This window comes from Actinomadura coerulea (assembly GCF_014208105.1).
GTDB classification, from domain to species: domain Bacteria; phylum Actinomycetota; class Actinomycetes; order Streptosporangiales; family Streptosporangiaceae; genus Spirillospora; species Spirillospora coerulea.
On the sequence record NZ_JACHMQ010000001.1, the window covers coordinates 2,203,182 to 2,226,940 of the forward strand.

Annotated in this window: 22 protein-coding genes; 3 read left to right on the top strand and 19 right to left on the bottom strand. The window is 73.0% G+C overall.

Annotated features, from left to right (window positions below):
- Positions 1-140: 140 nt before the first annotated feature.
- Both BKA00_RS10225 and BKA00_RS10230 read right to left on the bottom strand, forming a co-directional pair.
- On the bottom strand, positions 141-974 hold the full coding sequence (locus tag BKA00_RS10225; protein ID WP_185024683.1) for an ABC transporter permease: 834 nt from the start codon (positions 972-974) through the stop codon (positions 141-143).
- Complete coding sequence (locus tag BKA00_RS10230; RefSeq protein ID WP_185024684.1) at positions 971-1,945, bottom strand: ABC transporter ATP-binding protein; 975 nt, start codon at positions 1,943-1,945, stop codon at positions 971-973. The genes BKA00_RS10225 and BKA00_RS10230 overlap by 4 nt, the downstream gene beginning before the upstream one ends.
- A gap of 193 nt (positions 1,946-2,138) precedes the next feature.
- On the opposite strand from BKA00_RS10230, the gene BKA00_RS10235 reads away from it, so the two are divergent.
- On the top strand, positions 2,139-2,975 hold the full coding sequence (locus BKA00_RS10235) for an oxygenase MpaB family protein (RefSeq protein ID WP_230298858.1): 837 nt from the start codon (positions 2,139-2,141) through the stop codon (positions 2,973-2,975).
- Here BKA00_RS10235 and BKA00_RS10240 read toward each other — a convergent pair.
- The 6 genes from BKA00_RS10240 to BKA00_RS10265 are packed head-to-tail and all read right to left on the bottom strand — an operon-like array spanning position 2,972 to position 9,349.
- Complete coding sequence (locus BKA00_RS10240; protein WP_185024686.1) at positions 2,972-5,740, bottom strand: DEAD/DEAH box helicase; 2,769 nt, start codon at positions 5,738-5,740, stop codon at positions 2,972-2,974. The two genes, BKA00_RS10235 and BKA00_RS10240, sit on opposite strands and share 4 nt — an antisense overlap.
- 38 nt (positions 5,741-5,778) lie before the next feature.
- Entirely contained in the window at positions 5,779-6,642 is an 864-nt protein-coding gene (gene tatC / locus BKA00_RS10245) for a twin-arginine translocase subunit TatC (RefSeq protein ID WP_185024687.1), read from the bottom strand.
- Between the two features lie 46 nt (positions 6,643-6,688).
- A complete protein-coding gene (tatA, locus tag BKA00_RS10250) occupies positions 6,689-7,054 on the bottom strand; it encodes a twin-arginine translocase TatA/TatE family subunit (RefSeq protein ID WP_185024688.1) in 366 nt (121 codons plus the stop codon).
- 26 nt (positions 7,055-7,080) lie between these two features.
- A complete protein-coding gene (locus BKA00_RS10255) occupies positions 7,081-7,302 on the bottom strand; it encodes a hypothetical protein (RefSeq protein ID WP_229810316.1) in 222 nt (73 codons plus the stop codon).
- A 23-nt stretch (positions 7,303-7,325) separates the two neighbouring features.
- Positions 7,326-8,327, bottom strand: a complete 1,002-nt coding sequence (locus BKA00_RS10260) for a helix-turn-helix transcriptional regulator (protein WP_185024689.1) — start codon at positions 8,325-8,327, stop codon at positions 7,326-7,328.
- Entirely contained in the window at positions 8,324-9,349 is a 1,026-nt protein-coding gene (locus tag BKA00_RS10265; RefSeq protein WP_185024690.1) for a helix-turn-helix transcriptional regulator, read from the bottom strand. The genes BKA00_RS10260 and BKA00_RS10265 overlap by 4 nt, the downstream gene beginning before the upstream one ends.
- Before the next feature lie 95 nt (positions 9,350-9,444).
- Here BKA00_RS10265 and BKA00_RS10270 point away from each other — a divergent pair, with 95 nt between their 5' ends.
- Positions 9,445-10,527 carry a DUF3866 family protein gene (locus BKA00_RS10270; RefSeq protein WP_185024691.1) on the top strand — a complete coding sequence of 361 codons (1,083 nt, stop codon included), beginning with the start codon at positions 9,445-9,447 and terminating at the stop codon, positions 10,525-10,527.
- Positions 10,528-10,530: 3 nt separating this feature from the next.
- Here BKA00_RS10270 and BKA00_RS10275 read toward each other — a convergent pair whose 3' ends face one another.
- The 11 genes from BKA00_RS10275 to BKA00_RS10325 form a co-directional block, all read right to left on the bottom strand.
- Positions 10,531-11,022 carry a DUF3291 domain-containing protein gene (locus BKA00_RS10275; RefSeq protein ID WP_185024692.1) on the bottom strand — a complete coding sequence of 164 codons (492 nt, stop codon included), beginning with the start codon at positions 11,020-11,022 and terminating at the stop codon, positions 10,531-10,533.
- Positions 11,023-11,054: 32 nt separating this feature from the next.
- Positions 11,055-11,714: a helix-turn-helix transcriptional regulator gene (locus BKA00_RS10280; protein WP_185024693.1), complete on the bottom strand. Its 660-nt coding sequence runs from the start codon at positions 11,712-11,714 to the stop codon at positions 11,055-11,057.
- A gap of 45 nt (positions 11,715-11,759) precedes the next feature.
- The gene (locus tag BKA00_RS10285; RefSeq protein WP_185024694.1) at positions 11,760-12,692 is read right to left on the bottom strand and encodes an FKBP-type peptidyl-prolyl cis-trans isomerase; all 933 of its coding nucleotides are present in this window, start codon (positions 12,690-12,692) and stop codon (positions 11,760-11,762) included.
- A 133-nt stretch (positions 12,693-12,825) separates the two neighbouring features.
- Entirely contained in the window at positions 12,826-14,184 is a 1,359-nt protein-coding gene (gene pafA / locus BKA00_RS10290; protein WP_089313247.1) for a Pup--protein ligase, read from the bottom strand.
- Positions 14,185-14,384: 200 nt separating this feature from the next.
- On the bottom strand, positions 14,385-15,134 hold the full coding sequence (prcA, locus tag BKA00_RS10295) for a proteasome subunit alpha (protein ID WP_185033978.1): 750 nt from the start codon (positions 15,132-15,134) through the stop codon (positions 14,385-14,387).
- 21 nt (positions 15,135-15,155) lie between these two features.
- A complete protein-coding gene (gene prcB / locus BKA00_RS10300; RefSeq protein WP_185024695.1) occupies positions 15,156-16,001 on the bottom strand; it encodes a proteasome subunit beta in 846 nt (281 codons plus the stop codon).
- Between the two features lie 283 nt (positions 16,002-16,284).
- Entirely contained in the window at positions 16,285-16,494 is a 210-nt protein-coding gene (locus tag BKA00_RS10305; RefSeq protein WP_185024696.1) for a ubiquitin-like protein Pup, read from the bottom strand.
- A gap of 283 nt (positions 16,495-16,777) precedes the next feature.
- A complete protein-coding gene (gene dop / locus BKA00_RS10310; protein WP_185024697.1) occupies positions 16,778-18,295 on the bottom strand; it encodes a depupylase/deamidase Dop in 1,518 nt (505 codons plus the stop codon).
- Between the two features lie 130 nt (positions 18,296-18,425).
- On the bottom strand, positions 18,426-20,189 hold the full coding sequence (arc, locus tag BKA00_RS10315; RefSeq protein WP_185024698.1) for a proteasome ATPase: 1,764 nt from the start codon (positions 20,187-20,189) through the stop codon (positions 18,426-18,428).
- 245 nt (positions 20,190-20,434) lie between these two features.
- On the bottom strand, positions 20,435-21,391 hold the full coding sequence (locus BKA00_RS10320) for a tRNA (adenine-N1)-methyltransferase (protein ID WP_185024699.1): 957 nt from the start codon (positions 21,389-21,391) through the stop codon (positions 20,435-20,437).
- Between the two features lie 61 nt (positions 21,392-21,452).
- Entirely contained in the window at positions 21,453-22,634 is a 1,182-nt protein-coding gene (locus BKA00_RS10325) for a site-2 protease family protein (RefSeq protein WP_230298859.1), read from the bottom strand.
- 100 nt (positions 22,635-22,734) lie between these two features.
- Between BKA00_RS10325 and BKA00_RS10330 the strand changes: the two genes are divergently transcribed.
- Positions 22,735-23,754 (top strand): RecB family exonuclease, encoded by a 1,020-nt coding sequence (locus BKA00_RS10330; protein ID WP_185024700.1) that lies wholly within the window; start codon positions 22,735-22,737, stop codon positions 23,752-23,754.
- Positions 23,755-23,759 lie beyond the last annotated feature (5 nt).

Genomic DNA, 23,759 nt, shown 5'->3' on the forward strand with positions numbered 1-23,759 from the left:
CGAACGCGTGGCCTGCCCGGTGCCGCGAAGCCGGAGGCGAGCGGAACCGGGCAGGCCGTGAAGCGATGGCGCGTTCACCCAGGCCCGGTCACGTTGCGAGCCGCAAGGCGAGCGAAGTGGGCCGGGTCATTGAAACGCAGCTAGGCGTCGCGGCGCTTGAGCAGGACGGCGGCGACGGCCAGCAGCACTCCGGTCCAGATCGCGAAGACCCCGTACCCCTGCCAGGGGGTCAGCAGGTCGTCGGGGCCCTGGCGGGACTTGGCGATCAGCTGGCCGGCCTCGGACGGCAGGTAGGCGTGGATGTGGTCGCCGACGCTGCCGGGCAGCAGCGTGGCCAGCGGCGCCAGCACCAGCACGAACCCGATGACCCCGGTGATGCCCCCGGCGGGGTGCCGCACGATGGCGCCGATCGCCAGGGCGAACAGCCCGAGCATCGCCAGGTACAGGCCGCCGCCGATGACGGCGCGCAGCACGCCGTCATCGCCCAGCGACACCTGCACCTTGTCCCCGATGAAGGCCGAGCCGATGAAGAACGAGACGAACGACACCGCGACGCCGAGGACGAGCACGACCGCGGCGAACACCAGGGCCTTGGCCCACAGCACGGGCAGCCGGCGCGGCACCGCGAGCAGGCTCGCGCGGATCATGCCGGTGGAGTACTCCGAGGCGATGACCAGCACGCCGAGCACGCAGATGGTCAGCTGACCGAGGAAGAACCCGCTGCCGAGGATGAAGCCGGTCGGGTCCGCGACGACCGAGGCGCGGTCGGCGGGGGCGGTCTTGTCCCACTGCGCGACGGTGAGGCCCACCAGCAGCGCGGTGAAGCCGAGGTCCACGACGACGAGCAGGATCAGCGTCCACAGCGTGGACCGCACGGTGCGGATCTTCGTCCACTCCGAGAGCAGCAGCCGGCCGAAGCCGGGCCGCGGGTGGGCCGCGGGGTCGGCGGCGGGCGTGGCGGTGGCGGTGGTCATCGGGTCTCCCCCTCCTCGACGGGGACGGCGCTCGGAGCCGGGACCGAGTCCGGGGCGGGGGCGGGGGCGCCGCCCCCGCCGTACTCGACGCTGTCGCGGGTCAGTTCCATGAACGCCGACTCCAGCGAGCCGCGGGTCGGGGTGAGCTCGTGCAGGACGATGCCCTCGGCCGCGGCGAGCTCGCCGACGCGGGGGGCCTCCATGTGGGTCACGTTGAGCAGGCCGTCCCCGTCCGGGAAGGCCTTGCCGCCCTCGGCGGTGACGAGGTCGGCCAGGCGGGCCGCGTCCGGACTGCGGACGATCACCGCCTTCTCGGTGCTGCGCTCGATGAACTCCTCGGTGGAGCAGTCCGCGATCAGCCGGCCGCGGCCGATGACGATGAGGTGCTCGGCGGTGACGGCCATCTCGTTCATCAGGTGGCTGGAGACGAACACCGTGCGCCCCTCGGCGGCGAGCCGCTGCATGAGCGTGCGGATCCAGACGATGCCCTCGGGGTCGAGGCCGTTGACGGGCTCGTCCAGGACGAGCACCGACGGGTCGCCGAGCAGCGCGGCGGCGATGCCGAGCCGCTGCCCCATGCCGAGCGAGAAGCCGCCGGCGCGCTTGCGGGCCACGCCGGTGAGGCCGACGAGCTCGACCACCTCGTCGACGCGCTTCCTGCCGATGCCCTGCGTCTGCGCGAGGCACAGCAGGTGGTTGTAGGCGCTGCGGCCGGTGTGCACGGCCCGCGCCTCCAGCAGCGCCCCGACGACGCGCAGCGGCGCGTGCAGGTCGCGGTAGTGGCGGCCGTGGATCCGGGCGTCCCCGCGGTCCGGCCGGTCCAGGCCGAGCAGCAGCCGCATGGTGGTCGACTTCCCGGCGCCGTTGGGGCCGAGGAACCCGGTGACCCGCCCGGGGACCACCGTGAACGACAGGTCGTCCACGGCCGTCCTGTCGCCGTAGCGCTTGGTGAGGTTCTCCGCCTCGATCATGCCTCTCCCGGCGTCTCTCGGTAGTGGTTCCGTGACCGGAATCACACTAGCGCCCCGGCGCGGCGACCGGATCCTCCTCAGTGCCGATGATCCCGCGCCGCGGGACCGGACGCGCCGCGCCGCGACCCTTATTGACCATCTGCCAATAGTTGCGCGAGGATGGCCGGGCACGATCCGACCGCCGGGAGGCGCCGTGACCGCCCCGTCCGAGATCACTCCCGACCGCCTCGAGGAGCGCGACGTGCTGCGGACCCTGGCAGCCGAGCCGCTGGTCGGGCTCGCGGCCGGCCGCGCCCTGCTCATGCAGCTCGCCCACCCGGCCGTGGCGCGCGGCGTCGCCGAGCACAGCGACTTCGCCGAGCGGCCCCTGGCCCGGCTGTTCGGCACCCTCGACTTCCTGCTGATCGCCACCTTCGGCACGCCGGAGCAGGTCGCGCGCATCGCGGCGAAGGTGCGCGGCATCCACACGGCCGTGCGCGGCGAGGGCTACTCGGGCAACGACCCGGACCTCCAGCTCTGGGTCAACGCGACCCTCATCGACTCGGCCCTGCACGTCTACGAGCACGTCATGCGGGGCGGCGATCCCGGCCTGGCCGAGGCCTACTACCGGCAGGCGCGGGTGGTCGCCGAGGTCCTCGGCTGCCCCCTGGAGTCGCAGCCCCCCGACCTCGCCGCGTTCCGCGCCTACATGGCCGACACGCTCGCCGCCCTGGAGGTCACCGGCACCGCCCGCGAGGTCGCCTCCGCCGTCCTGCGGCCCCGCCGCCTGCGCGCCCTGGCCCCCGCGCTCGCCGTCTTCCGCCTCCTGACGGCCGCGCTCCTGCCGGACGAGCTGCGGGACCAGTTCGGCCTGCCGTGGACCCCGGCGCGCCGCCGGACGGCCCACGCGCTCCTGCGGACGGCCGGCCTCGGCCACCGCCTGTCCCCCGCCTGGCTGAGGCGCCCGCCGGAGCCCCTGCTGGTCCGGCTGGCCGCCTACCGCGTGGACCGGACGCTGTCGGCCCGGCGGGCGCGGCGCCGGGCCTCCTAGGCGACGGACGAGTAGGCGACGACCCCGCGGCGCATGGCGTCCATGGCGCGGCGGGCGGTCTTGCGGATGTGGCTGTTGGCGGGGGCGGCGTCGGTGACCTGGCCGAGGAGGTCGAGGAGCTGCTTGACGGCCCGCACGAAGTCGCCCGCGGTGAGGTCGCTCTCCATCAGCACCTCGTCGAGGTCGTCGCCCTTGGCCCACCGGTAGGCGGTCCACGCGAAGCCGAGGTCGGGCTCGCGCAGGAACGAGACGCGGTTGTCCCGCTCGACGCCCTCCAGCACGCCCCAGAGCCGCACCATGGCCGCCAGGGCGTCCTGGGCCGGGCCGGGGGGCGTTCGGGGCGGCGTGGCGTCGTCGGGCTGCCGCGACTCGTAGACGAGGGCGGACACGCACGCGGCCAGCTCGGCCGGGCCGAGCTTCTCCCACAGGCCCTCGCGCAGGCTCTCGGCCGTGAGCAGGTCCAGCTCGTTGTAGATGCGGCCCAGGCGCCGGCCCTCGGCGGTGACGTCGTCGCCGTCGAGGTAGCCGAGCTGCTGCAGGACGGCGCAGACGCGGTCGAAGGTGCGGGCGATGACCTGGGAGCGGCCCTCGACACGGCGCCGGAGCTGCTCGGTCTCGCGGTCGAGGCGGTGGTAGCGCTCGGCCCAGCGGGCATGGTCCTCGCGCTTGTCGCAGCCGTGCACCGGATGCCGGCGCAGCTCGCCGCGCAGCCGGGCGATCTCGGCGTCGTCGGTGGCGGGCGAGTCGCCGCGCGAGCGCCGCCGCTCGCGCACGTCGTCGGGGACCTTGTTGCGCAGCGTGGACGCCAGGTCGCGGCGGTCCTGGGGGTTGCGGGGGCTGAAGGACTTCGGGACGCGGATCCGCTCGACGGGCTCGACGGCGCGCGGGAAGTCCTGGATCGACAGGCGCTGCACGGACCGGTTCACGGTCAGCACGAGCGGCGCGGGCCCGTCGGAGCGGCGGCCGACGCCGGGGTCCAGGACGACGGCCAGGCCCGAGCGCCGCCCGGACGGGACGAGGATGACATCGCCCGGACGCAGCCGCTCCAGGGAACGGGCGGCCTCGGCGCGGCGGGCCCCGGCCCGCTCGCGCGACAGCTCGGACTCGCGGTCCGACAGCCGCCGCCGCATCGCGGCGTACTCCATGAAGTCGCCCAGGTGGCACTCGGCGGCCTTGGCGTAGCCCTGGAGGGCCTCCTCGTTCTTGTGCACCTGGCGGGCCAGGCCGACGACGGCGCGGTCGGCCTGGAACTGCGCGAACGACTCCTCCAGGAGCGTGCGGGCCCGCTCGACGCCGACGGCGCCGACCAGGTTGACGGCCATGTTGTAGGACGGCCGGAAACTGGAGTTCAGCGGGTAGGTGCGGGTGCCGGCCAGCCCGGCCACGGACGCGGGCTCGACGTTCGGGCCCCACACCACGACGGCGTGGCCCTCGACGTCGATGCCGCGCCGCCCGGCGCGCCCGGTGAGCTGCGTGTACTCGCCCGGGGTGAGGTCGACGTGGGCTTCGCCGTTCCACTTGTCCAGCTTCTCGATCACCACGGTGCGGGCGGGCATGTTGATGCCGAGCGCGAGCGTCTCGGTCGCGAACACCGCCTTGATCAGCCCGCGGGTGAACAGCTCCTCGACGATCTCCTTGAACGTGGGGAGCATCCCGGCGTGGTGGGCGGCGACGCCGCGCTCCAGCGCCTCCCGGAAGTCGCCGTAGCCGAGGATCCGCAGGTCCTCCGGGGCGATGTCGGCGGTGCGCAGGTCGGCGTGCGCGCGGATCTCCTCGGCCTCCTCCCGGGAGGTCAGCCGGATCCCGGCGTGCAGGCACTGCAGGACGGCGGCGTCGCAGCCCGCGCGGCTGAAGATGAACGTGATCGCCGGGAGCAGCCCGGCGCGATCCAGCCGCTCGATCACCTCCGGCCGGGCGGGCGGCCGGAACCGCTGCGGGCGCGGGGCCCGGCGGCGGCCGGTGCGTCGCCCCTGGTTGACCTTGGCGCGCCGGACCTCCTCCACCGCCATCCGGGTCAGCTGCGGGTTCAGCCTGGCCTGCCGGTCCCCGCCCTTGCCGGTGTCGACGAACAGGTCGTACAGCCGCGTCCCCACCAGCATGTGCTGGAACAGCGGGACGGGGCGGTGCTCGTCCACGATCACGGCGGTGTCGCCGCGGACCTCGTGCAGCCACTCGCCGAACTCCTCGGCGTTGCTGACGGTCGCCGACAGCGCCACGATCCGCACCGAGTCCGGGACGTGGATGATCACTTCTTCCCAGACGGCGCCGCGGAACCGGTCGGCGAGGTAGTGCACCTCGTCCATCACGACGAACGCCAGACCCGCGAGGGTCTGGGAGCCCGCGTACAGCATGTTCCGCAGGACCTCGGTCGTCATGACGACGATCGGGGCCTCCCCGTTGACGCTGTTGTCGCCGGTCAGCAGGCCCACCTTCTCCGGCCCGTAGCGGCGGACGAGGTCGGCGTACTTCTGGTTCGACAGCGCCTTGATCGGCGTGGTGTAGAAGCACTTGGTGCCGCCGGTCAGGGCGAGGTGGACCGCGAACTCCCCCACCACCGTCTTGCCGGAACCGGTCGGGGCGGCGACCAGCACGCCGCTGCCGCCCTCCAGGGCCTGGCACGCCTCCAGCTGGAACGCGTCGAGCTCGAAGTCGTACAGCGTCCGGAAGTCCAGCAGGGCCGGGCCGTGCCCGCCGGTGCGCCTGCGGTAGGCGGCGTAGCGCTGGGCCGGGCTCTGTCCGGCCGACGTGGTGTCGGGGGTGGTCATACCTTCGAGCCTACGGTTTCGACAGGCCCGATACCCAATCAGCGGGCCCGGTCGCCCTTCTCCAGCTCCGCGTCGATCGATTCGAGGTCGAGGGGGGAGACCTCGTCGTCGGACAGGCCCGCGTACGGGTCGGGACGGCGGGCCCGCCTGCGGTCGTTGAGGAAGGCCAGCAGCGCGGCGATCTCGAACAGCAGGACGGTCGGCAGCGCGAGCGCGAGCATCGTGAACGGGTCGGCGCTCGGCGTGGCGACCGCCGCGAAGACGAAGATGCCGAACAGGATCAGCCGCTGGGACCGGCGGATCCGCGACGAGCTCAGCACGCCCGCCATGTTCAGCACGATCACGAACAGCGGGAGCTCGAACGTCAGCCCGAACACCAGGAGCATCGTCAGCACGTAGCTGAGATAGCTGTCGACCGTGATCAGGGGCTTGACGTCGTCGGCGACGAACCCCAGGAAGATCGCCAGGCCCTTGTCGACGGTCAGGTACGCCAGGCCGGTGCCGACGAAGAACAGCGGGACGGCCGCGCCCAGGAACACGTACGTCCAGCGGCGCTCCCGCTGGTACAGGCCGGGCGCCACGAACCCCCAGAGCTGGTACAGCCAGACCGGCGCGGAGATGACCCCGCCGATGATGCAGGAGATCTTCAGCTTCAGGAAGAACGAGGAGAAGATCCCGTTGACGAAGAGGGAGCACTCGTCCTTGTCGACCACGTGGGACTGGGGCAGGGAGCAGTACGGCTGCTTGAGGAAGTCCCAGACCGGGTCGAACAGCAGCCAGCCGAGGATCGCGCCCACCATGAAGGCCAGCACGGCCTTGATCAGCCTGTTCCGCAGCTCACGGAGGTGGTCCATGAGGGGCATGCGGCCGTCGGGGGCGGCGTCGCGCCTGTTCAGCTTCATCGTCGGCATTCGGCTCGGGGGTGGCGGGTCGGGGCGAGGGGCCGGGTCAGGCCTTGCGCGCCTGGCCGGGGTCCGAGACCGGCACGCCCTGGATCGGCTCGCCCGAGCCCAGCGCGCCGCGGGAGCGCTGACCGCCCTCGGTGGCCGCCGCCTCGCGCTCCAGCCGGGCCGCCTCCTCGCGCAGCCGCGCCGCCCTGTCGCGCGCGTCGTCGCCCTGCGAGGACGGCATGGTCTTGGCGGGCCGGTCGGCGGGCGCGTCGTCATCGTCCTCGCGCAGGCCCTTGGTCTCGGCCTTCAGGATGCGCGCCGACTTGCCCAGCGAACGGGCGAGCTGGGGCAGCTTCGCCGACCCGAAGATCAGGACGACGACCAGCAGGATGATGAGCAGTTCGGGGGTCCCGATGTTCGGCATGTGCAGTCCTCTTCGACAGGTGACAATCAGGACGATCGTACGCCGTCCCCGGGCGGTTGTGGCGATCGATCGTCCTCGAGCCGGGAGAGTTCATCGCGCAGCGCCGACCGTTCCGGTTCCAGCCGGCGCCTGGTGCGTTCCAGTTCACGTCCGAAGCGCCGCACGCCCAGCCACACCTTGAACGCGCACCAGGCGAGCACGGCCAGCCCGGCGAACCCGAGCGACACCGACACCGAAACCCACGCCACGCCCGCCACGCTATCCGATCCGCTCACGCCAGGCCGTACCGGGCCAGCGCCCGCGCCGCGTCGTCCCGCACCCCGGCCGCGACCGCCTCCGGGGCCACGACCCGGCCCTGGTCGCCGAGCCGCAGCGCCAGGCCCCGCACCCAGCGGGCGTCCGGGGTGCGCAGGACGACCCGGAGCCGCCCCTCCCCCAGTTCCTCCACGGTCTCGCACGGGTAGTAGTCGGCGACCCACCGGCCGCGCGGGGACAGCTCCAGGGTGACCGCCTGGTCCTGCGGCGAGGGGCGGAACAGGCCGGCGTCCACGTCGATCGGCTCCGCGTCGTCCGGAACCTCGGCGGGCACGTCCAGCACCGACAGGTCGGCGATCCGGTCCAGCTTGAACAGCCGCACCCCCTCGGCCCGGCGGCACCAGCCCTCGAGGTAGGTGGTGCCCTCCACGACCAGCAGCCGCATCGGGTCGACGTCGCGCTCGGTGTTCTCGTCGCGCGCCGGGACGTAGTAGGTCAGGTGGACGCGGCGCTTCGCCGCGATCGCCTCGCGCAGCACGCCGACCGCGGTGCGGGCCGAATCGGCGGAACCGCCCCGGGAGTCCACCTCCACGGCGACCTTGCTGGACACCGCCGCGGCCGCGCCCGCCGCGCCCTCCAGCTTGGCGATCACGCGGCTGAGCGCGTCCCGGTCGTGCAGCTCGGGGATCTCCGCCAGCATCCGCAGGGCCACCAGCAGCGCGCTCGCCTCGTCGACCTTCAGCCGCAGCGGCCGGGCGATCGACTCCGCCTCCGCCACCGTGATCTCCCCGCCCTCGTAGGACAGGTCGATCGGGCAGTAGGGGTCGGGCGCGCGCAGCTCCACGCACCACAGCAGGTTCAGGTCGTCGATCAGCTGCTTCTCGGTCACCCCGAACGCGGCGGCGGCCTCGCCGAGCGCGACCGAGTCGCGGTTCACCACGTACGGCACGAGCGCCAGCAGGCGCGCCAGCCGGTCGGTGGACGTCGTGGCCGCCTTGGCCGCCGTCTTCGCCGTCATCGGCCGCTCATCTCCCCATGCTCGCCGTGCGCCGCCGGGTGCGCGCCGTCCGCCGCCAGCACCGACTTCAGGTGCTGGATCACCGCCTCGCGCAGGTCGGGCGGGTCGAGGACCACCACGTCGTCGGCGAACCGCGCGAGGTAGGGCGCGAACCGGTCGACGTCCCGGAAGGTCAGGACCGCCTCGTCCCACTCCCCGTCCCAGGCCGGCTCCTCGGCCGGGCGGACGTCGCGGGCCCAGCGCCGCGGGCCCTGCGCCGCGCCGCGGCGCAGCCGGACGGCCGCCGGGCGGGGCTCGCCGAGCGGCTCGCTCCAGTCGAACGCGATGCGCCGCACGTCCACCCCGTCCGGGACCGTCACCGACCCGGGCGGGCCGTCCGGCGCGACGTCCCCGACGATGCGGCTCAGCCGGAACACCCGCTGCTCGTCGCGGTCGCGGTCGAACCCGACCACGTACCAGCGGCCCCGCCGGCTCACCACGCCCCACGGGTCCAGGTGGCGGCGCGCCACCGACGTGCGCCCGATGCCCTGGTAGTCGAAGGCGACCGGGCGGCCGTCGCGCACCGCCTCCCACAGGGCGGGGAAGGACGGGTCCTGGGTGTTCACCCGCGGCTCGATGCCGGTCGCGGCGGCCACGTCGGTCTCCACCCCGGCCGCGCGCAGCTTCAGCAGCGCCCCCGACGCCGCCTCGGCCATGCTGGCGCGCTGCCACACCCGCGCCGCCAGGCCCAGCACCGCCGCCTCGTCCGGGCTCAGGTGGATCTCGGGCAGCTCGTAGGCCTGCGGGGGGATCCGGTAGCCGATCTCCTCGCCGCCGCCGCCCTGCTGGTCGCTGCCGACCTCCAGCGGGACGCCGAGCTCGCGCAGCTCCTCCTTGTCCCGCTCGAACATGCGCTTGAACGCCTCGTCGGAGTCGGGGTAGCCGGGCACCGCCCGGCGGATCTGCTCGGCCGTCAGATAGCGCCGGGTGGCGAGCAGGCAGACCACCAGGTTCAGCAGCCGCTCGGTCTTGCGCCGCGACACTTCGCCACCACCTCGTTCCTCCGTGAGCCCCGAACCCCGGCCGGCGTGCCGATCGTCCCCACGTGCCGTCGTGCAGGACGCTACCGTTTCCCGGTGTGATCCGATGGCGCAAAGGCACAGTCGAGGACATCCGCCGCGAATGGCCGGGGGCGGTCGAGCTGGACGTCTCGATCGGGGGCGAAGGGACGCACCGGGCCCTGGCCTATCCCGCCCTGGTGGGAAGGCCCGAACCGGGCGACACCGTCCTGCTCAACACTACGGCCTTGGCGATGGGGCTCGGCACCGGCGGCTACGCGATGGTCGTCGCGGTCCCGGACCGGCTCCCGCCCGACCCGGAGGGGCCGGGCCACCTGGTCAAGGCCCGCTACACCCCGCTGCAGGCCACCGTCCTCGGCGCCGACGAGCAGGACTCGCCCCACCACGAGGCCCTGCGCGACGCCGACTCGCTGGACGCGATGCCCGTCGTCGTCGCCGACCTGCACTCCGCGCTGCCGCCGATCCTGGCCGCCCTGCTGGCCGGGCGCCCGGGCGCCCGGGTCGTCTACGTGATGCCGGACGGCGGCGCGCTGCCGTCGTGGTTCTCGATGTCGATCGCCAGACTGAAGGACGCCGGGGCGCTCGCCGCGACCGTCACCGTGGGGCAGGCGTTCGGCGGCGACCTGGAGGCCGTCACCGTCCACACCGGGCTGCTGGCCGCGCGGCTCGTCCTCGAGGCCGACGCGGTGGTCCTCGCCCAGGGCCCGGGGAATCTGGGGACGGGCACCAGGTGGGGGTTCTCGGGCGTCTCGGCGGGCGAGGCCGTCAACGCCGCGTCCGTGCTCGGCGGCCGGCCGGTGGGGTCGCTGCGGGTCAGCGAGGGCGACAGGCGCGAGCGCCACATCGGCGTCTCGCACCATTCCGTCACCGCCTACGGGCGCGTGGCGCTCGCCCGCGCCGACATCCCCGTCCCCGAGCTCGGGGGCCCCTTCGGCGCCCGCGTCGCCGCCGGGGCCGCGCCGCTGGGCGACCGGCACCGGCTCGTCCCCGTCCCCGTGGACGGCCTCCACGAGGTCCTCAGGGCCGCCGAGAAGGACTGGGGCGTCCGGCTGTCGACCATGGGGCGCCGGCTGGACGAGGACCTCCCCTACTTCCTGGCGGCCGCCGCCGCCGGCCGCCACACGGCCGCCCTGCTCGGCTGACCCCTAGAGCGCCGCGGGCTCGGCGCCCGCGCCCGCGGCCTCCTCGGCGGTGTAGGACGAGGTGAACGTGAACGCCCGCGGCGAAGGGCCGTTCGCGCGGAGCAGCGCGAGGCGCTCCAGGGCCTCGCCGACGCTCGGGACATGCCCCGCCGGAACCCACCACAGCACCAGATGCGCGTCCGCGTGCCGCTGGAACCACTCGCGGCGGCGTCGCATCGTCTCCAGGTGGCCGCTGCGGTAGACGAAGTCCCACAGCGCCTCCGCCGACTCCCATACCGAGAAGTTGACGATGACGTCCTCGCCGGCGGGGCGCATCCCGGTCGCGTCGGCCTCCCCCTCCTCCACCAGCCGCCAGACGAACCCCGGCGTCCCGTCGGCGAGCGCGTTCACCGGCTCCACCAGCGCGACGAAGTCCGCCATGCGCGGGTCACCGAGGGGGAAGCGGAGCGTGGCGAGGTTGAACTGCGCGAGGTGGTACCGGGTCCGTGTGCTCATGAGCTCACCCCACCACGCCCGCCACTTCTATGTCAATGCTCATTGTCTTTAGAAGCGGCGGCCGCGGCGACGCAGCACCAGCCGGGCCGCGGATCCATCCGGACCCGGACCCGCGAGCCCTCGACCAGCCCTTCGAGCAGCGCCAGGTTCATCCCGCAGACGAGCGGCGGGAACTGCTCGGCGACCGCGTGGAAGGGGCAGTTGCGCATGCGCAGGACGGCGCCGCCCTCGTCCGCGACCGGTTCGTAGCCGCGGCCGGCCAGCACGTCCGCCAGCTCCTCCAGGCCCCCGATCGGGGCGCCCGGGCCGCGCATCGCCCTGCCCCTGCGGCGGGCCGCGTCCTGGAGCTCCATGTCGAGGCCGGCCGTCTCGGCCGCCTCCGCCAGCAGGCCCGCCGCCGTCCGGTAGTCGCGGGCGGGCAGCGACACGTCCCGCTCCGCCGCCGAGCGCCGGTACACCTTCGCCGGTCGCCCCGCCCCCGGCCCCGACCGGCCCGTCAGCCGCCTGCTGCCGGCCTCCAGGAGCCCGGCGTCGACCAGCTTGTCCAGGTGGAACGCCGCCAGGGTCCGCGCGACCCCGGCCGCCTCGGCGGCCTCGCCCCGCCCCACCTCCCGGCCCTGCGCCGCGACGAACTCGTACAGCCGCCGCCGCACCGGATCCTGCAGCAGCGCGATCGCGTCGATGTCCTCCATCCCGCCATTCTAAGAACGACGGGGACTCGACTTAGAGTCCGCGGCTCAGTGCGCGCCGAGCAGGTCCACGACGAACACCAGCGTGTCGTTCCCCTTGATGCCGAACTGCGCCAGCCCCTTCGCCCCGTACCCGAGGGCCGGCGGCACCACCAGCAGGACACGGCTGCCGACCCGCTGGCCCACCAGGCCCTGGTCCCAGCCCTTCATGACCTGGCCGGTCCCGATCATGGCCCCGAACGGGTGGCCCTCCGACCAGGAGGAGTTGAACACCTTCCCGTCGCGCCAGAAGTAGCCGCCGTACTGCAGCGCCACCAGCTGGCCCTTGCGCACGGCCGGGCCGTCCCCCTTGACCAGGGTCCGGACCTGGAGGCGCTTCGGCGGGGCGGAGCGCGGCATCGTCACCGCGGGCGCCTGCCCGGCCGCCGCGTCCGCCACCTTCGGCAGCCCGGGCTCGTCCAGCGGCGCCTGGCGCGCGCCGTGCGGCCCCGCCGTCCGCGGGTACACCGCCCGGACGTCCAGGACGTACACCAGCGTGTCGCCGCCGCCCACCTGGTGCTTCGGGTCGCCCTTGTCGCCGAAGCCGTCCTTCGGCGGGATCCGGGTCACCACCCGCGTTCCCGGCCGCACCCCGTCGAACGCCTTCGTCAGGCCGGGCACCAGCCGGCCCGTGGGGAACGCGCCCGGCTCGCCCTTGGAGTAGCTGCTCGCCAGCAGCTTGCGCCCGCCCTTGTTCCACCGGTAGCCGACGTAGTCGGCCACGACGAGGTCGCCCTTGCGCGCCGCCGTCCCCCGGCCCTTCTTCACGGTCCTCACCGCGAAGGAGTCACCGGGCGCCCCCTTGGGGAACTTCACCTGCGGCAGCTTCCCGAACTCCCCGCCCACCTCGACGTCCACGCCGCCGCCCGAGCAGGCGGCGGACAGCGCGAGCGGCAGGGCGAGCACGACGGCCGCGGGGAGGAACCGAACACGACGGCGCATACGGGGTCCTTCGGGGGGTGGTGAGCGCTACTGCGCGCTCACCCTACCGCCCTGGTGACCTGCCGGTAACCTGCCGTGCCCGTGTCATCCCGCGCGGTCCGGAACGCTCGCCCGAGACCGCCGCGCCCCGCGCCTACATGCCGGCGATGAGCTTGTCCACGCGCTCGTCCACGGAGCGGAACGGGTCCTTGCACAGCACCGTCCGCTGCGCCTGGTCGTTCAGCTTCAGATGGACCCAGTCCACCGTGAAGTCGCGCCGCTTCTCCTGCGCCTTGCGGATGAACTCGCCCCGCAGCCGCGCCCGCGTCGTCTGCGGCGGAACCGACTTCGCCTCGAAGATGTCGAGGTCGCGCGACACCCGGTCGACCGAGCCCCGCTTCTCCAGCAGGTAGTACAGCCCGCGGTCGCGGTGGACGTCGTGGTAGGTGAGGTCGAGCTGGGCCACGCGCGGCGACGACAGCGGCAGGTCGTACTTGCGCCGGTACCGCTCGATCAGCTTGTACTTGATCACCCAGTCGATCTCGCGCGAGACCAGGTCGAGGTCGCCGGTCTCCACCGCGCGCAGGGTCCGCTCCCACAGCTCCAGCACCCGCTTGGCCGTCGCGTCGCCGCCCCGCGCGTCCACGAAGTCGCGCGCCTTGCCGTAGTACTCCTTCTGGATCTCCAGGGAGCTGGCCTCGCGGCCGTTGGCCAGCCGCACCTTCCGGCGGCCCGTCATGTCGTGGCTGACCTCGCGGATCGCCCGGATCGGGTTCTCCAGGGTGAGGTCGCGCATCACCACCCCGGCCTCGATCATCCGCAGCACGAGGTCGGTCGCCCCGACCTTGAGCAGCATCGTCGTCTCGCTCATGTTCGAGTCGCCGACGATCACGTGCAGGCGGCGGAACCGCTCGGCGTCCGCGTGCGGCTCGTCGCGGGTGTTGATGATCGGACGGGACCGCGTCGTCGCCGACGACACGCCCTCCCAGATGTGCTCCGCCCGCTGCGACACGCAGTACACCGCGCCGCGGGGCGTCTGCAGGACCTTTCCGGCGCCGCAGATGATCTGCCGCGTCACCAGGTACGGGATCAGCACGTCCGCGAGCCGCCCGAACTCGCCGTGCCTCCCGACCAGGTAGTTCTCGTGGCAGCCGTAGGAGTTGCCGGCCGAGTCGGTGTTGTTCTTGAACAGGTAGATGTCGCCGGCGATGCCCTCCTCGCGGAGGCGCCGCTCGGCGTCGACCAGAAGACCCTCCAGGATCCGCTCGCCCGCCTTGTCATGCGTCACCAGGTCGACGACGCTGTCGCACTCCGGCGTCGCGTACTCCGGATGGCTCCCCACGTCCAGGTAGAGCCGGGCCCCGTTGCGAAGGAACACGTTGCTGCTGCGGCCCCACGACACGACCCTGCGGAACAGATAGCGCGCCACCTCGTCCGGTGACAACCGCCGCTGCCCGCGGAAGGTGCAGGTGACGCCGTACTCGTTCTCAAGCCCGAAGATGCGCCTGTCCACACCAAGACCCTATGCGGCGCGGCCGTCACTTGGCAGTCTCTCGACCCACCGTTTCCGGCGAACGCGGCCGCCGCCCCCGAAGGCGCCCAAGGCGCCCGGCACGCCGCGGGCCCGCGGCGGCCGGGACGGTGGTCGCCGTCCCGGCACGCCGCGGGCCCGTCCCGGCGGGCGGGGCGCCGTCCCGGCGGCCCGCCCGCGCGTCAGTCCTCGTCCGCTCCGGAGGAGGACGCCGTCCCGCCGACGGCGTCCTCGCCGCCGGAGCCGGAGTCCTGCGCCGCCAGCAGGTCCCCGATGCGCGCCGCCGACAGCCGCTTGAACAGCCGGTGCTCGCGGTTGCGGTCCAGCACCGCGACCTCCAGCGAGGTCGCCTCCAGGTGCCGGTCGGAGTCCTGGGCCTCCAGCGCCCGCACCGCCGTGCGCAGGGCGTCCTCCAGCGAGGAGCCCTCCCGGTAGCCGTCCTTCAGCGACTGCGCCACCGCCTCGGCCTGCCCGCCCATGGCGACGTAGCCGTGCTCGTCGGCGACCGAGCCGTCGAACGTCAGCCGGTAGATCTGGTCGGTGTCGGCGTCCTCGCCCACCTCCGCGACGACCAGCTCCACCTCGTACGGCTTGTTGGTCTCGGTGAAGATCGTGCCGAGCGACTGCGCGTACACGTTCGCCAGGCCCCGCGCCGTCACGTCGCGGCGGTCGTACTGGTAGCCGTTGATGTCGGCGTAGCGGACGCCCCCGAGCCGCAGGTTCTCGAACTCGTTGTACTTCCCCACCGCCGCGAACGCGATCCGGTCGTAGATCTCGCTGATCTTGTGCAGCGCCCGCGACGGGTTGTCCGCCACGAACAGGATGCCGTCGTCGTACTGCAGCACCACGACACTGCGGCCGCGCGCGATGCCCTTGCGCGCGTAGTCCGCCTTGTCCTTCATCTGCTGTTCGGGCGACACGTAGAACGGCATGGACACCGGTCTGGATCCCTTCTATCGCAGCGGGGCGGTAGGACCGCCCGGCGAGTCGTAACGTGCGTCGACGACGGCCTGCGCCAGGGCGCCCACCTCGTCCTCGCCGAGCCGGCGGTACCCGTCCGCCGTCACCGACGCCACCACGGGGAAGATCCGGCGCGTCAGGTCGGGCCCGCCCGTCGCCGAGTCGTCGTCGGCCGCGTCGTACAGCGACTGGACGCACACCAGCGCCGCGTCCCGCGCCGACAGGTCGGGCCGGTAGAGCTTCTTCAGGGCGCCGCGCGCGAAGACCGACCCCGAGCCGATCGAGTGGAAGTCGCGCTCCTCGTAGCGGCCGCCCGCCGGGTCGTAGGAGAAGATCCGCCCCCCGTCCCGCTCCTCGTCGAAGCCCGCGAACAGCGGCACCACCGCCAGCCCCTGCATCGCCATCCCGAGGTTCTGCCGGACCATCGTCGCCAGGCGGTTGGCCTTGCCCTCGACCGACAGCGTCCGGCCCTCGCGCTTCTCGTAGTGCTCCAGCTCGACCTGGAACAGCCGGACCATCTCGATCCCGATCCCGGCCGTGCCGGCGATCGCGATCGCCGAGAACTCGTCGGCCCGGAAGACCTTCTCGATGTCGCGCTGCGCGATGACGTTGCCCGCCGTCGCCCGCCGGTCGCCCGCCATCACCACCCCGCCGGGGAAGGCGACCGCGACGATCGTCGTCCCGTGCGGGATGTCCTCGCCCGCCCGCGCGGACGGCGGCGTCCGCCGGCCGGGCAGCAGGTCCGGGGAGTACGCCCCGAGGAACTCCGTGAACGACGACGTATCCGGGCTCGCGAACAACCCCGGCAGACGTCCGGTGTGCGAATCGTGGGACGCCACGCGACTCCCTTCCCCTCCACCATGGCGCCGGTTTCGGCAATCTCACCGGCGCGGACTCTACGACCCTACTGTTCAAGGTCGCCCGCGCGCATGCCGCCCGATCACCGGTCCGATCAGCCCACGGCGAACCCGCCCCGCCGGCCCGCGGACCGCACGGGGCGCGCACACACGGACATGGGCGGGCCCGCACGGCCCACCCATGTCCTCACTACCGTGTCAAGTTGGAGTTCCGTCCCCGGAGAAACGGCGATTCGCTATGTGGCCGATCCGCCCGATACGGGGTTCACTGTCCGCCCTTTTGGATATACGCGCGGACGAAGTCCTCGGCGTTCTCTTCCAGCACCTCGTCTATTTCGTCCAGGATCGAGTCCACGTCGTCGGTGAGCTTGTCCTGGCGCTCCTGCACGTCCTCGGTGGTCGTGGCCTCGGTCTCCTCGACCTCTTCCGTGCGCCGGGTGGTCTGCTTCTGACCGCCGGTGTCCTTCGTGGCCATTCCGTACCTCCGCTCTGCCGGTGCCTCCGACCCTATCTCCGATCTTCGACGGTGCGCGGAACTCTCGGGTCCGTTTCGCCGTCTCCGCCCGGGGGCCGGGGGCATGCTCGGGTTATCGCCGGTCCGCCGCCCAGCGAAACGGGCGAACCAGCCACGAAACCGGCCCGTTACACGGCACGGCCGGGCCGCGGGGCCGACCGCCCGCCGGCCGTGCCCGGCGAGGCCGCGCCCGGCCGGTGCGCGGCCGGGCCCCCACGCCCGCGTGGCGCGCCCTCGCCGCCGTTCAGCTCTGGCCGGTCAGGGTGGCCACGAGGTCCGCGGCGGTGCGGCAGCGGTCCAGCAGGGCGCCCACGTGCTGCTTGGTGCCCCGCAGGGGCTCCAGGGTGGGCACGCGCTGCAGCGACTCCCGGCCGGGGACGTCGAAGATGACCGAGTCCCAGGAGGCCGCGGCGACGGACTCGGCGTACTGGCGCAGGCAGCGGCCCCGGAAGTAGGCCCGGGTGTCCTCCGGCGGGTCCTCCACGGCGGCCTCGACCTGCGCCTCGGTGACGACCCGGTCGACGCGGCCGCGGTCCACCAGGCGGTTGTAGAGGCCCTTGTCCGGCCTGATGTCGGTGTACTGCAGGTCGACGAGCTGCAGGCGCGGATGGGACCAGTCGAGGCTGTCGCGGCTGCGGTACCCCTCCAGCAGGGACAGCTTGGCGACCCAGTCGAGCTCGCGGGACAGCTGCATCGGGTCGTCGCCGAGGCGGTGCAGGACGGACTCCCAGCGGTCGAGGACGTCCCTGGTCATCTCGTCCACGTCGGCGCCGAACCGGTCCTCGACGTACTTGCGCGACTGCTCCAGGTACTCCATCTGGAGCTGGACCGCCGTCATCTTCCGGCCGTCGCGCAGCGTGAGCAGGTGCTTGCAGGACGGGTCGTGGGAGACCGCCCGGAGCGCGGCGACGGGCATGTCGACCGAGAGGTCGACGGTGAGGAAGCCGTCCTCGATCATGGCGAGGACGAGCGAGGTGGTGCCGAGCTTGAGGTAGGTCGACAGCTCGGCCATGTTGGCGTCGCCGATGATGACGTGCAGGCGCCGGTACTTCTCGGGGTCGGCGTGCGGCTCGTCGCGGGTGTTGATGATCGGCCGCTTGAGGGTGGTCTCCAGCCCCACCTCCACCTCGAAGAAGTCGGCGCGCTGGCTGATCTGGAAGCCGTCGCCGCGGCCGTCCACGCCGATGCCGACGCGGCCGGCGCCGCAGACGACCTGGCGGGAGACGAAGAACGGGGTGAGGTGCCGGACGATGTCGGCGAAGGGCGTCTCGCGGCGCATGAGGTAGTTCTCATGGCAGCCGTAGGAGGCGCCCTTGTTGTCGGTGTTGTTCTTGTAGAGCTGGATGGGGTGGGTGCCGGGGACGAGCGCGGCGCGGCGCGCGGCGTCGGCCATCACGCGCTCGCCCGCCTTGTCCCAGATGACGGCGTCGAGCGGGTTGGTGCACTCGGGCGCCGAGTACTCGGGGTGCGCGTGGTCGACGTACAGCCGGGCGCCGTTGGTGAGGATGACATTGGCGAGGCCGAGGTCCTCGTCGGTGAGCTGCGTCGGGTCGGCGACCTCGCGGGCGAGGTCGAAGCCGCGGGCGTCCCGGAGCGGATTCTCCTCCTCGAAGTCCCAGCGGGCCCTGCGGGCCCGTGCCGCCGACGCCGCCAGGTAGGCGTTGACGACCTGGGACGAGGTCACCATCGCGTTGGCCCCTGGCTGCCCGGGTACGGAGATGCCGTACTCGGTCTCGATGCCCATCACCCGCCGAACACTCATATCGTCGAGCCTATCGGGGCCGGGAGAGTGGAGCCATGGGGCCCGCTGTTAGCGGCGCGCGTGGCGCGGCACGCCCACGCGGCGGCCCCTGGGTGCAGGGGCCGCCGCGCGGGTGCGTCATCGCCGGGGGCTACAGGTACTGGCCGGTGTTGGCGACGGTGTCGATGGAGCGTCCGGCCTCGGAGCCCTTGGTCCCGGAGACCAGCGTGCGGATGTAGACGATCCGCTCGCCCTTCTTGCCGGAGATGCGGGCCCAGTCGTCGGGGTTGGTGGTGTTGGGCAGGTCCTCGTTCTCACTGAACTCGTCGACGCAGGCGGCCAGCAGGTGGTTGACCCGCATGCCCTTCTGGCCGGTGTCGAGGAACTGCTTGATGGCCATCTTCTTGGCGCGGTCGACGATGTTCTGGATCATCGCGCCGGAGTTGAAGTCCTTGAAGAACAGGACTTCCTTGTCCCCGTTGGCGTAGGTGACCTCCAGGAAGCGGTTCTCCTCGCTCTCGGTGTACATCCGCTCGACGGTGCGCTGGATCATCGCCTCGACGGTGGCCTCGGTGGAGCCGCCGTGCTCCTTGACGTCGTCGGGGTGCAGCGGAAGCCCGTGCAGGATGTACTTGGAGAAGATGTCCTTGGCGGCCTCGGCGTCCGGCCGCTCGATCTTGATCTTGACGTCCAGCCGCCCGGGCCGCAGGATCGCGGGGTCGATCATGTCCTCGCGGTTGGACGCGCCGATCACGATGACGTTCTCCAGGCCCTCGACGCCGTCGATCTCGCTGAGCAGCTGAGGGACGATGGTGTTCTCGACGTCGGAGGAGACCCCCGAGCCGCGGGTGCGGAAGATGGAGTCCATCTCGTCGAAGAACACGATGACCGGCGTCCCGGCGGACGCCTTCTCGCGGGCCCGCTGGAAGACCAGGCGGATGTGCCGCTCGGTCTCGCCGACGTACTTGTTCAGCAGCTCGGGGCCCTTGATGTTGAGGAAGAAGCTCTTCCCCTCCTGGCCCGTCTTCTCCGCGACCTGCTTGGCGAGCGAGTTCGCGACGGCCTTGGCGATGAGCGTCTTGCCGCAGCCGGGCGGACCGTAGAGCAGCACGCCCTTGGGCGGCCGGAGCTGGTGCTCGCGGAACAGGTCGGCGTGCAGGTAGGGCAGCTCCACCGCGTCGCGGATCATCTCGATCTGCGATCCGAGGCCGCCGATCTCGTTGTAGGAGATGTCGGGGACCTCTTCGAGGACGAGCTCCTCGACCTCCGCCTTGTGGATCTTCTCGTAGGCGTAGCCGGACCTCGGTTCGAGCATGAGGGAGTCGCCCGCCCGCAGCGGGACGCCGCGCAGCGGCTCGGCGAGCTTGACCACGCGCTCCTCGTCGGCGTGCGCGATGACCAGCGCGCGCTCGCCGTCGTCGAAGAGCTCCTTGAGCATGACGACCTCGCCCTGCTCCTCGAACCTCAGCGCCTCGACGACGTTGAGGGCCTCGTTGAGCATGACCTCCTGGCCGCGCTGCAGTTCCTCGACGTCGACGGCCGGGCTGACGTTGACGCGCAGCTTGCGCCCGCCGGTGAAGATGTCGACCGTTCCGTCGTCTCGGGCGTCCAGGAAGACGCCGAATCCGGAGGGTGGTTGTGCGAGCCTGTCGACCTCCTCCTTGAGCGCCACGATCTGTTCGCGAGCCTCTTTGAGGGTCGCTACGAGACGCTCGTTCTGACCGGTTACGGCGGCCAGGTTGGCCTGCGCCTCATGGAGGCGTTCTTCCAGCACACGTACTTGGCGCGGGGACTCCGCGAGCTTACGGCGCAGCACGGAGATCTCCTCCTCCAGGAAGGAGATCTGCGTCTGGAGGTCCCGGACCTCCTTTTCGTGCTGCGCCCTGCGCGCCCCTGCATCGTCACGAGCGGCCACGCCCCGCCACCTCCTCACGAAGAGAGCCGACGACCTACTGAGACCCTACCTATCTGGAGGGCTTCCGTAACCTGCCCATTCGGTGTTCGTGTCGTGCGGGGGTCTTCCGGGAGGGTTGGCAGGGGTGCCGTGGAGGTGGCACGGGTCGTGGGCTTACGACGTCCGGACCTGCGGCTTCGGCATCCCGGGCGTGTCGTGGCACGGCGTTTGCCGAGTCCGGTGGAGGGGCGCCGGAGTAATGTGATCTAGGCCTCGGCGAGATCCCCGGGCGCGGCGCCCGGCACGGGCGCGGCGTCGGAGGGGGCCGCGGCGTCGCCGGGCGCGGGGTGGGCGCCCTTCGCGGGGCGGCGGCGCCGGGCGGGCGGGGTCACCCCGTCGGCGAGGCGGCGCGCGGTGACGAGGAAGCCGGTGTGGCCGACCATGCGGTGGTCGGGGCGGACGGCGAGCCCGTCGACGTGCCAGGACCGCAGCATCGTCTCGAAGGCGTAGGGCTCGGCGAACCGGCCGTGGGAGCGCAGGTCCTCGACGACCCGCGACATCTGGGTGGTGGTGGCGATGTAGACGCAGACCATGCCGCCGGGGACCAGGGCCTTGGCGACGGCGTCGAGGGTCTCCCAGGGCGCGAGCATGTCGAGGACGACGCGGTCGACGTCGGCCTCGGCGAGGGCGTCCTCCAGGGAGCCGACGGTGAGGCGCCAGGCGGGGTGGGGCCCGCCGAAGAACTTCTCGACGTTGGCGCGGGCGATGTCGGCGAAGTCGGGCCTGCGCTCGTAGGAGGAGACGAGGCCGTGCTCGCCGACGGCGCGCAGCAGGAAGCAGGTGAGGGCCCCGGACCCGGCGCCGGCCTCGACGACGCGGGCCCCCGGGAAGATGTCGGCCATCGCGATGATCTGGGCGGCGTCCTTGGGGTAGACGACGGCGGCGCCGCGCGGCATGCGGAGGGTGAAGTCGGCGAGCAGCGGGCGGAAGGCCAGGTACTCGATGCCGCCGCTGGAGCGGAAGACGCTCCCCTCGGGGCTGCCGATCATGTCGTCGTGGGGGATCGAGCCCTTGTGCGAGTGGTACACCTTGCCGGGCTGGAGGGTGATGGTGTTGATCCGGCCCTTGGGGTCGGTGAGCTGAACCTGGTCGCCGGGGCGGAACGGGCCGTGCGGGACGCGGCCGGGCGAGGGGGCGGGACCGTCGGGTCGGGGTTCGCTCATGGTGGTCAAGGCTAGCGGCGGGCGCGGGCAGGTCGGGCCGCCGCGGCGGCCCGCGGGGCGGTCAGATGCCGGCGAAGGCGCGGTCGACGTCGGCGACCGCGAGGACGCCGTAGACGCCCCCGTCGGGCTCCACGAGCAGGTACTCCGACGCGGGGGCGCGGCGCAGCGCCTCGACGAGCTCCTCGCCGGACAGGTCGGCGGCCAGCTTGAGCCCGTCGTCGATGCCCCGCGACAGATCGCCCGCGCTGACCCAGGGGCGGCGGTGCTCGGGGGTCGCGGTGACGGCCTTCTCGCTGACCAGGCCGAGGGGCCTGCCGTCGTGGTCGGCGATGACGATGGCGCCGGCGTGGTCCTCGCGGGCGCGGCGGACGGCCTCGGCGAGCGGGACGTCGGCGGTGACGAGGGTGGCGCGGCGGGCGAGGCGGCGGGCCGACAGCTGCGGGATGCGGTCGCGGACGCGCTCGGCGCGGATGGACTGCGTGGCGCCGACCCAGATGAAGGAGGCGACGAGGGCCGACCAGAGCAGGGCGAGCCAGCCGATGCCGCCGCCCTCCCCGGTGCTGTAGGTGGCCAGGTAGGCACCGGTGACGAGGCAGGCGATGGCGACGCCGCGCCCCACCCAGCCCGCGAAGACGCCGCCGCTGCGGCTGCGTCCGGTGACCTTCCAGACGACGGCGCGCACCAGGCGGCCGCCGTCCAGAGGGAGGCCGGGCAGCAGGTTGAACAGCCCGACGAGGAGGTTGGCGAAGGTGAGGGCCTCGAGGAGCAGCAGCGCGACGTCGGGCATGGGGACGACGGCGTGGACGAGCAGCCCGAGCCCGGCGAGGACGAGGTTGACCAGCGGCCCGGCGAAGGCGATGAGGAACTCGCGGCCGGGGGTGGGGGCCTCGCGCTCGATGGAGGTCTCCCCGCCGAGGATGTGGAGGGTGACGGACCGGACGGGCAGGCCGAAGGCGCGCGCGGTGACGGCGTGGCTCAGCTCGTGGACGAACACCGAGCCGTAGAGCAGGACGGCGTAGGTGAAGGCCACGAGGTAGCTGAGCGGGCGGCTGACGACGCCGTCGACCTGGCCCTCGAACATGACGGTGACGAGGACCGCGACCAGGAACCAGCTGGGCGACACGTAGACGGGCACGCCGAAAAGGCGGCCCATGAGCAGGCCGGGGCGTGCGGAGCGGTCGTCGTCGGGACCGCGGCCGCCGGCCGGGGTCCTGTCCTCGGTCGGGGGCGCGCTGTGAGTCACGCCACCGATGCTACGGCCCCGGCGGCGGTGCCGGTCCCCGCCGGGCGCGCGGCGGCGGGTGCGGGATTTCCGTCGGGGGTGTCACCTACGCTGCTGTGCCATGACGACGACCGAGGCGGGCAGCACCGAGGCGGGTGGCATCGAGCCGGGGAGCATCGGGGCCGGGAGCGGGGCGTCGGTGCCGTCCGCGCGCACGGCCGAGGCGGGCGGGGGCGCGGGCGGCGCGGCGGTGGTGGTCGGGTCGTTGTCGCCGTCGCGGGCGGGCGACTTCATGACGTGCCCGCTGCTGTACCGGTTCCGGGTCATCGACCGGATCCCGGAGCGGCCGAGCGCCGCGGCCGTGCGGGGCACGCTGGTGCACGCCGTGCTGGAGCGGCTGTTCGACCTGCCGACCGGGGCGCGCACCCCGGAGGCGGCGCTGGAGATGCTGGCGCCGGAGTGGGACCGCCTGCTGGAGGCCGAGCCGGAGCTGGCGGAGCTGTTCGACGGCGGCGCCGAGGGCGAGGCCGAGCACGCCGAGTGGCTGGGGCAGGCGCGGCGGATGGTGGAGCGGTACTTCACCCTCGAGGACCCGCGCCGGCTGGAGCCGGCCGAGCGCGAGCTGTTCGTGGAGACGGTCCTCGACTCGGGGCTGAAGCTGCGCGGGTACATCGACCGCGTCGACGTGGCGCCCACCGGCGACGTGCGGATCGTGGACTACAAGACCGGGACGGCTCCGCGGGCCGACTTCGAGGCGCGGGCCCTGTTCCAGATGAAGTTCTACGCGCTGGTGCTGTGGCGGCTGCGCGGCCGGGTGCCGCGGCTGCTGCAGCTGATGTACCTGGGCAACGGCGAGATCCTGCGCTACGAGCCGGACGAGGCCGACCTGCGCGCCACGCAGCGCAAGGTGGAGGCGCTGTGGCAGGCGATCCGCCGGGCGATGGAGACCGGCGAGTGGCGGGCGCGCGCGGGACGGCTGTGCGACTGGTGCGACCACAAGGAGCGCTGCCCCGAGTTCGGCGGCACTCCCCCGCCGCTGCCCGCGGCGCCCGTCGACCGGCCCTCCCCCGCCGATCTGGAGGAGGCCCGGCGGGCGGACGCGAGCGCCGGTGCCGGGGCCCGGGAGCACGACGATCTCTAGTAGCG

Coding starts and splice junctions, on each gene's coding strand:
- BKA00_RS10225 (WP_185024683.1), bottom strand. CDS start 974: ATGACCACCGCCACCGCCACGCCCGCCGCCGACCCCGCGGCCCACCCG.
- BKA00_RS10230 (WP_185024684.1), bottom strand. CDS start 1,945: ATGATCGAGGCGGAGAACCTCACCAAGCGCTACGGCGACAGGACGGCC.
- BKA00_RS10240 (WP_185024686.1), bottom strand. CDS start 5,740: ATGACCACCCCCGACACCACGTCGGCCGGACAGAGCCCGGCCCAGCGC.
- tatC (WP_185024687.1), bottom strand. CDS start 6,642: ATGAAGCTGAACAGGCGCGACGCCGCCCCCGACGGCCGCATGCCCCTC.
- tatA (WP_185024688.1), bottom strand. CDS start 7,054: ATGCCGAACATCGGGACCCCCGAACTGCTCATCATCCTGCTGGTCGTC.
- BKA00_RS10260 (WP_185024689.1), bottom strand. CDS start 8,327: ATGACGGCGAAGACGGCGGCCAAGGCGGCCACGACGTCCACCGACCGG.
- BKA00_RS10275 (WP_185024692.1), bottom strand. CDS start 11,022: ATGAGCACACGGACCCGGTACCACCTCGCGCAGTTCAACCTCGCCACG.
- BKA00_RS10280 (WP_185024693.1), bottom strand. CDS start 11,714: ATGGAGGACATCGACGCGATCGCGCTGCTGCAGGATCCGGTGCGGCGG.
- BKA00_RS10285 (WP_185024694.1), bottom strand. CDS start 12,692: ATGCGCCGTCGTGTTCGGTTCCTCCCCGCGGCCGTCGTGCTCGCCCTG.
- prcA (WP_185033978.1), bottom strand. CDS start 15,134: ATGCCGTTCTACGTGTCGCCCGAACAGCAGATGAAGGACAAGGCGGAC.
- BKA00_RS10305 (WP_185024696.1), bottom strand. CDS start 16,494: ATGGCCACGAAGGACACCGGCGGTCAGAAGCAGACCACCCGGCGCACG.
- dop (WP_185024697.1), bottom strand. CDS start 18,295: ATGAGTGTTCGGCGGGTGATGGGCATCGAGACCGAGTACGGCATCTCC.
- BKA00_RS10320 (WP_185024699.1), bottom strand. CDS start 21,391: ATGAGCGAACCCCGACCCGACGGTCCCGCCCCCTCGCCCGGCCGCGTC.
- BKA00_RS10330 (WP_185024700.1), top strand. CDS start 22,735: ATGACGACGACCGAGGCGGGCAGCACCGAGGCGGGTGGCATCGAGCCG.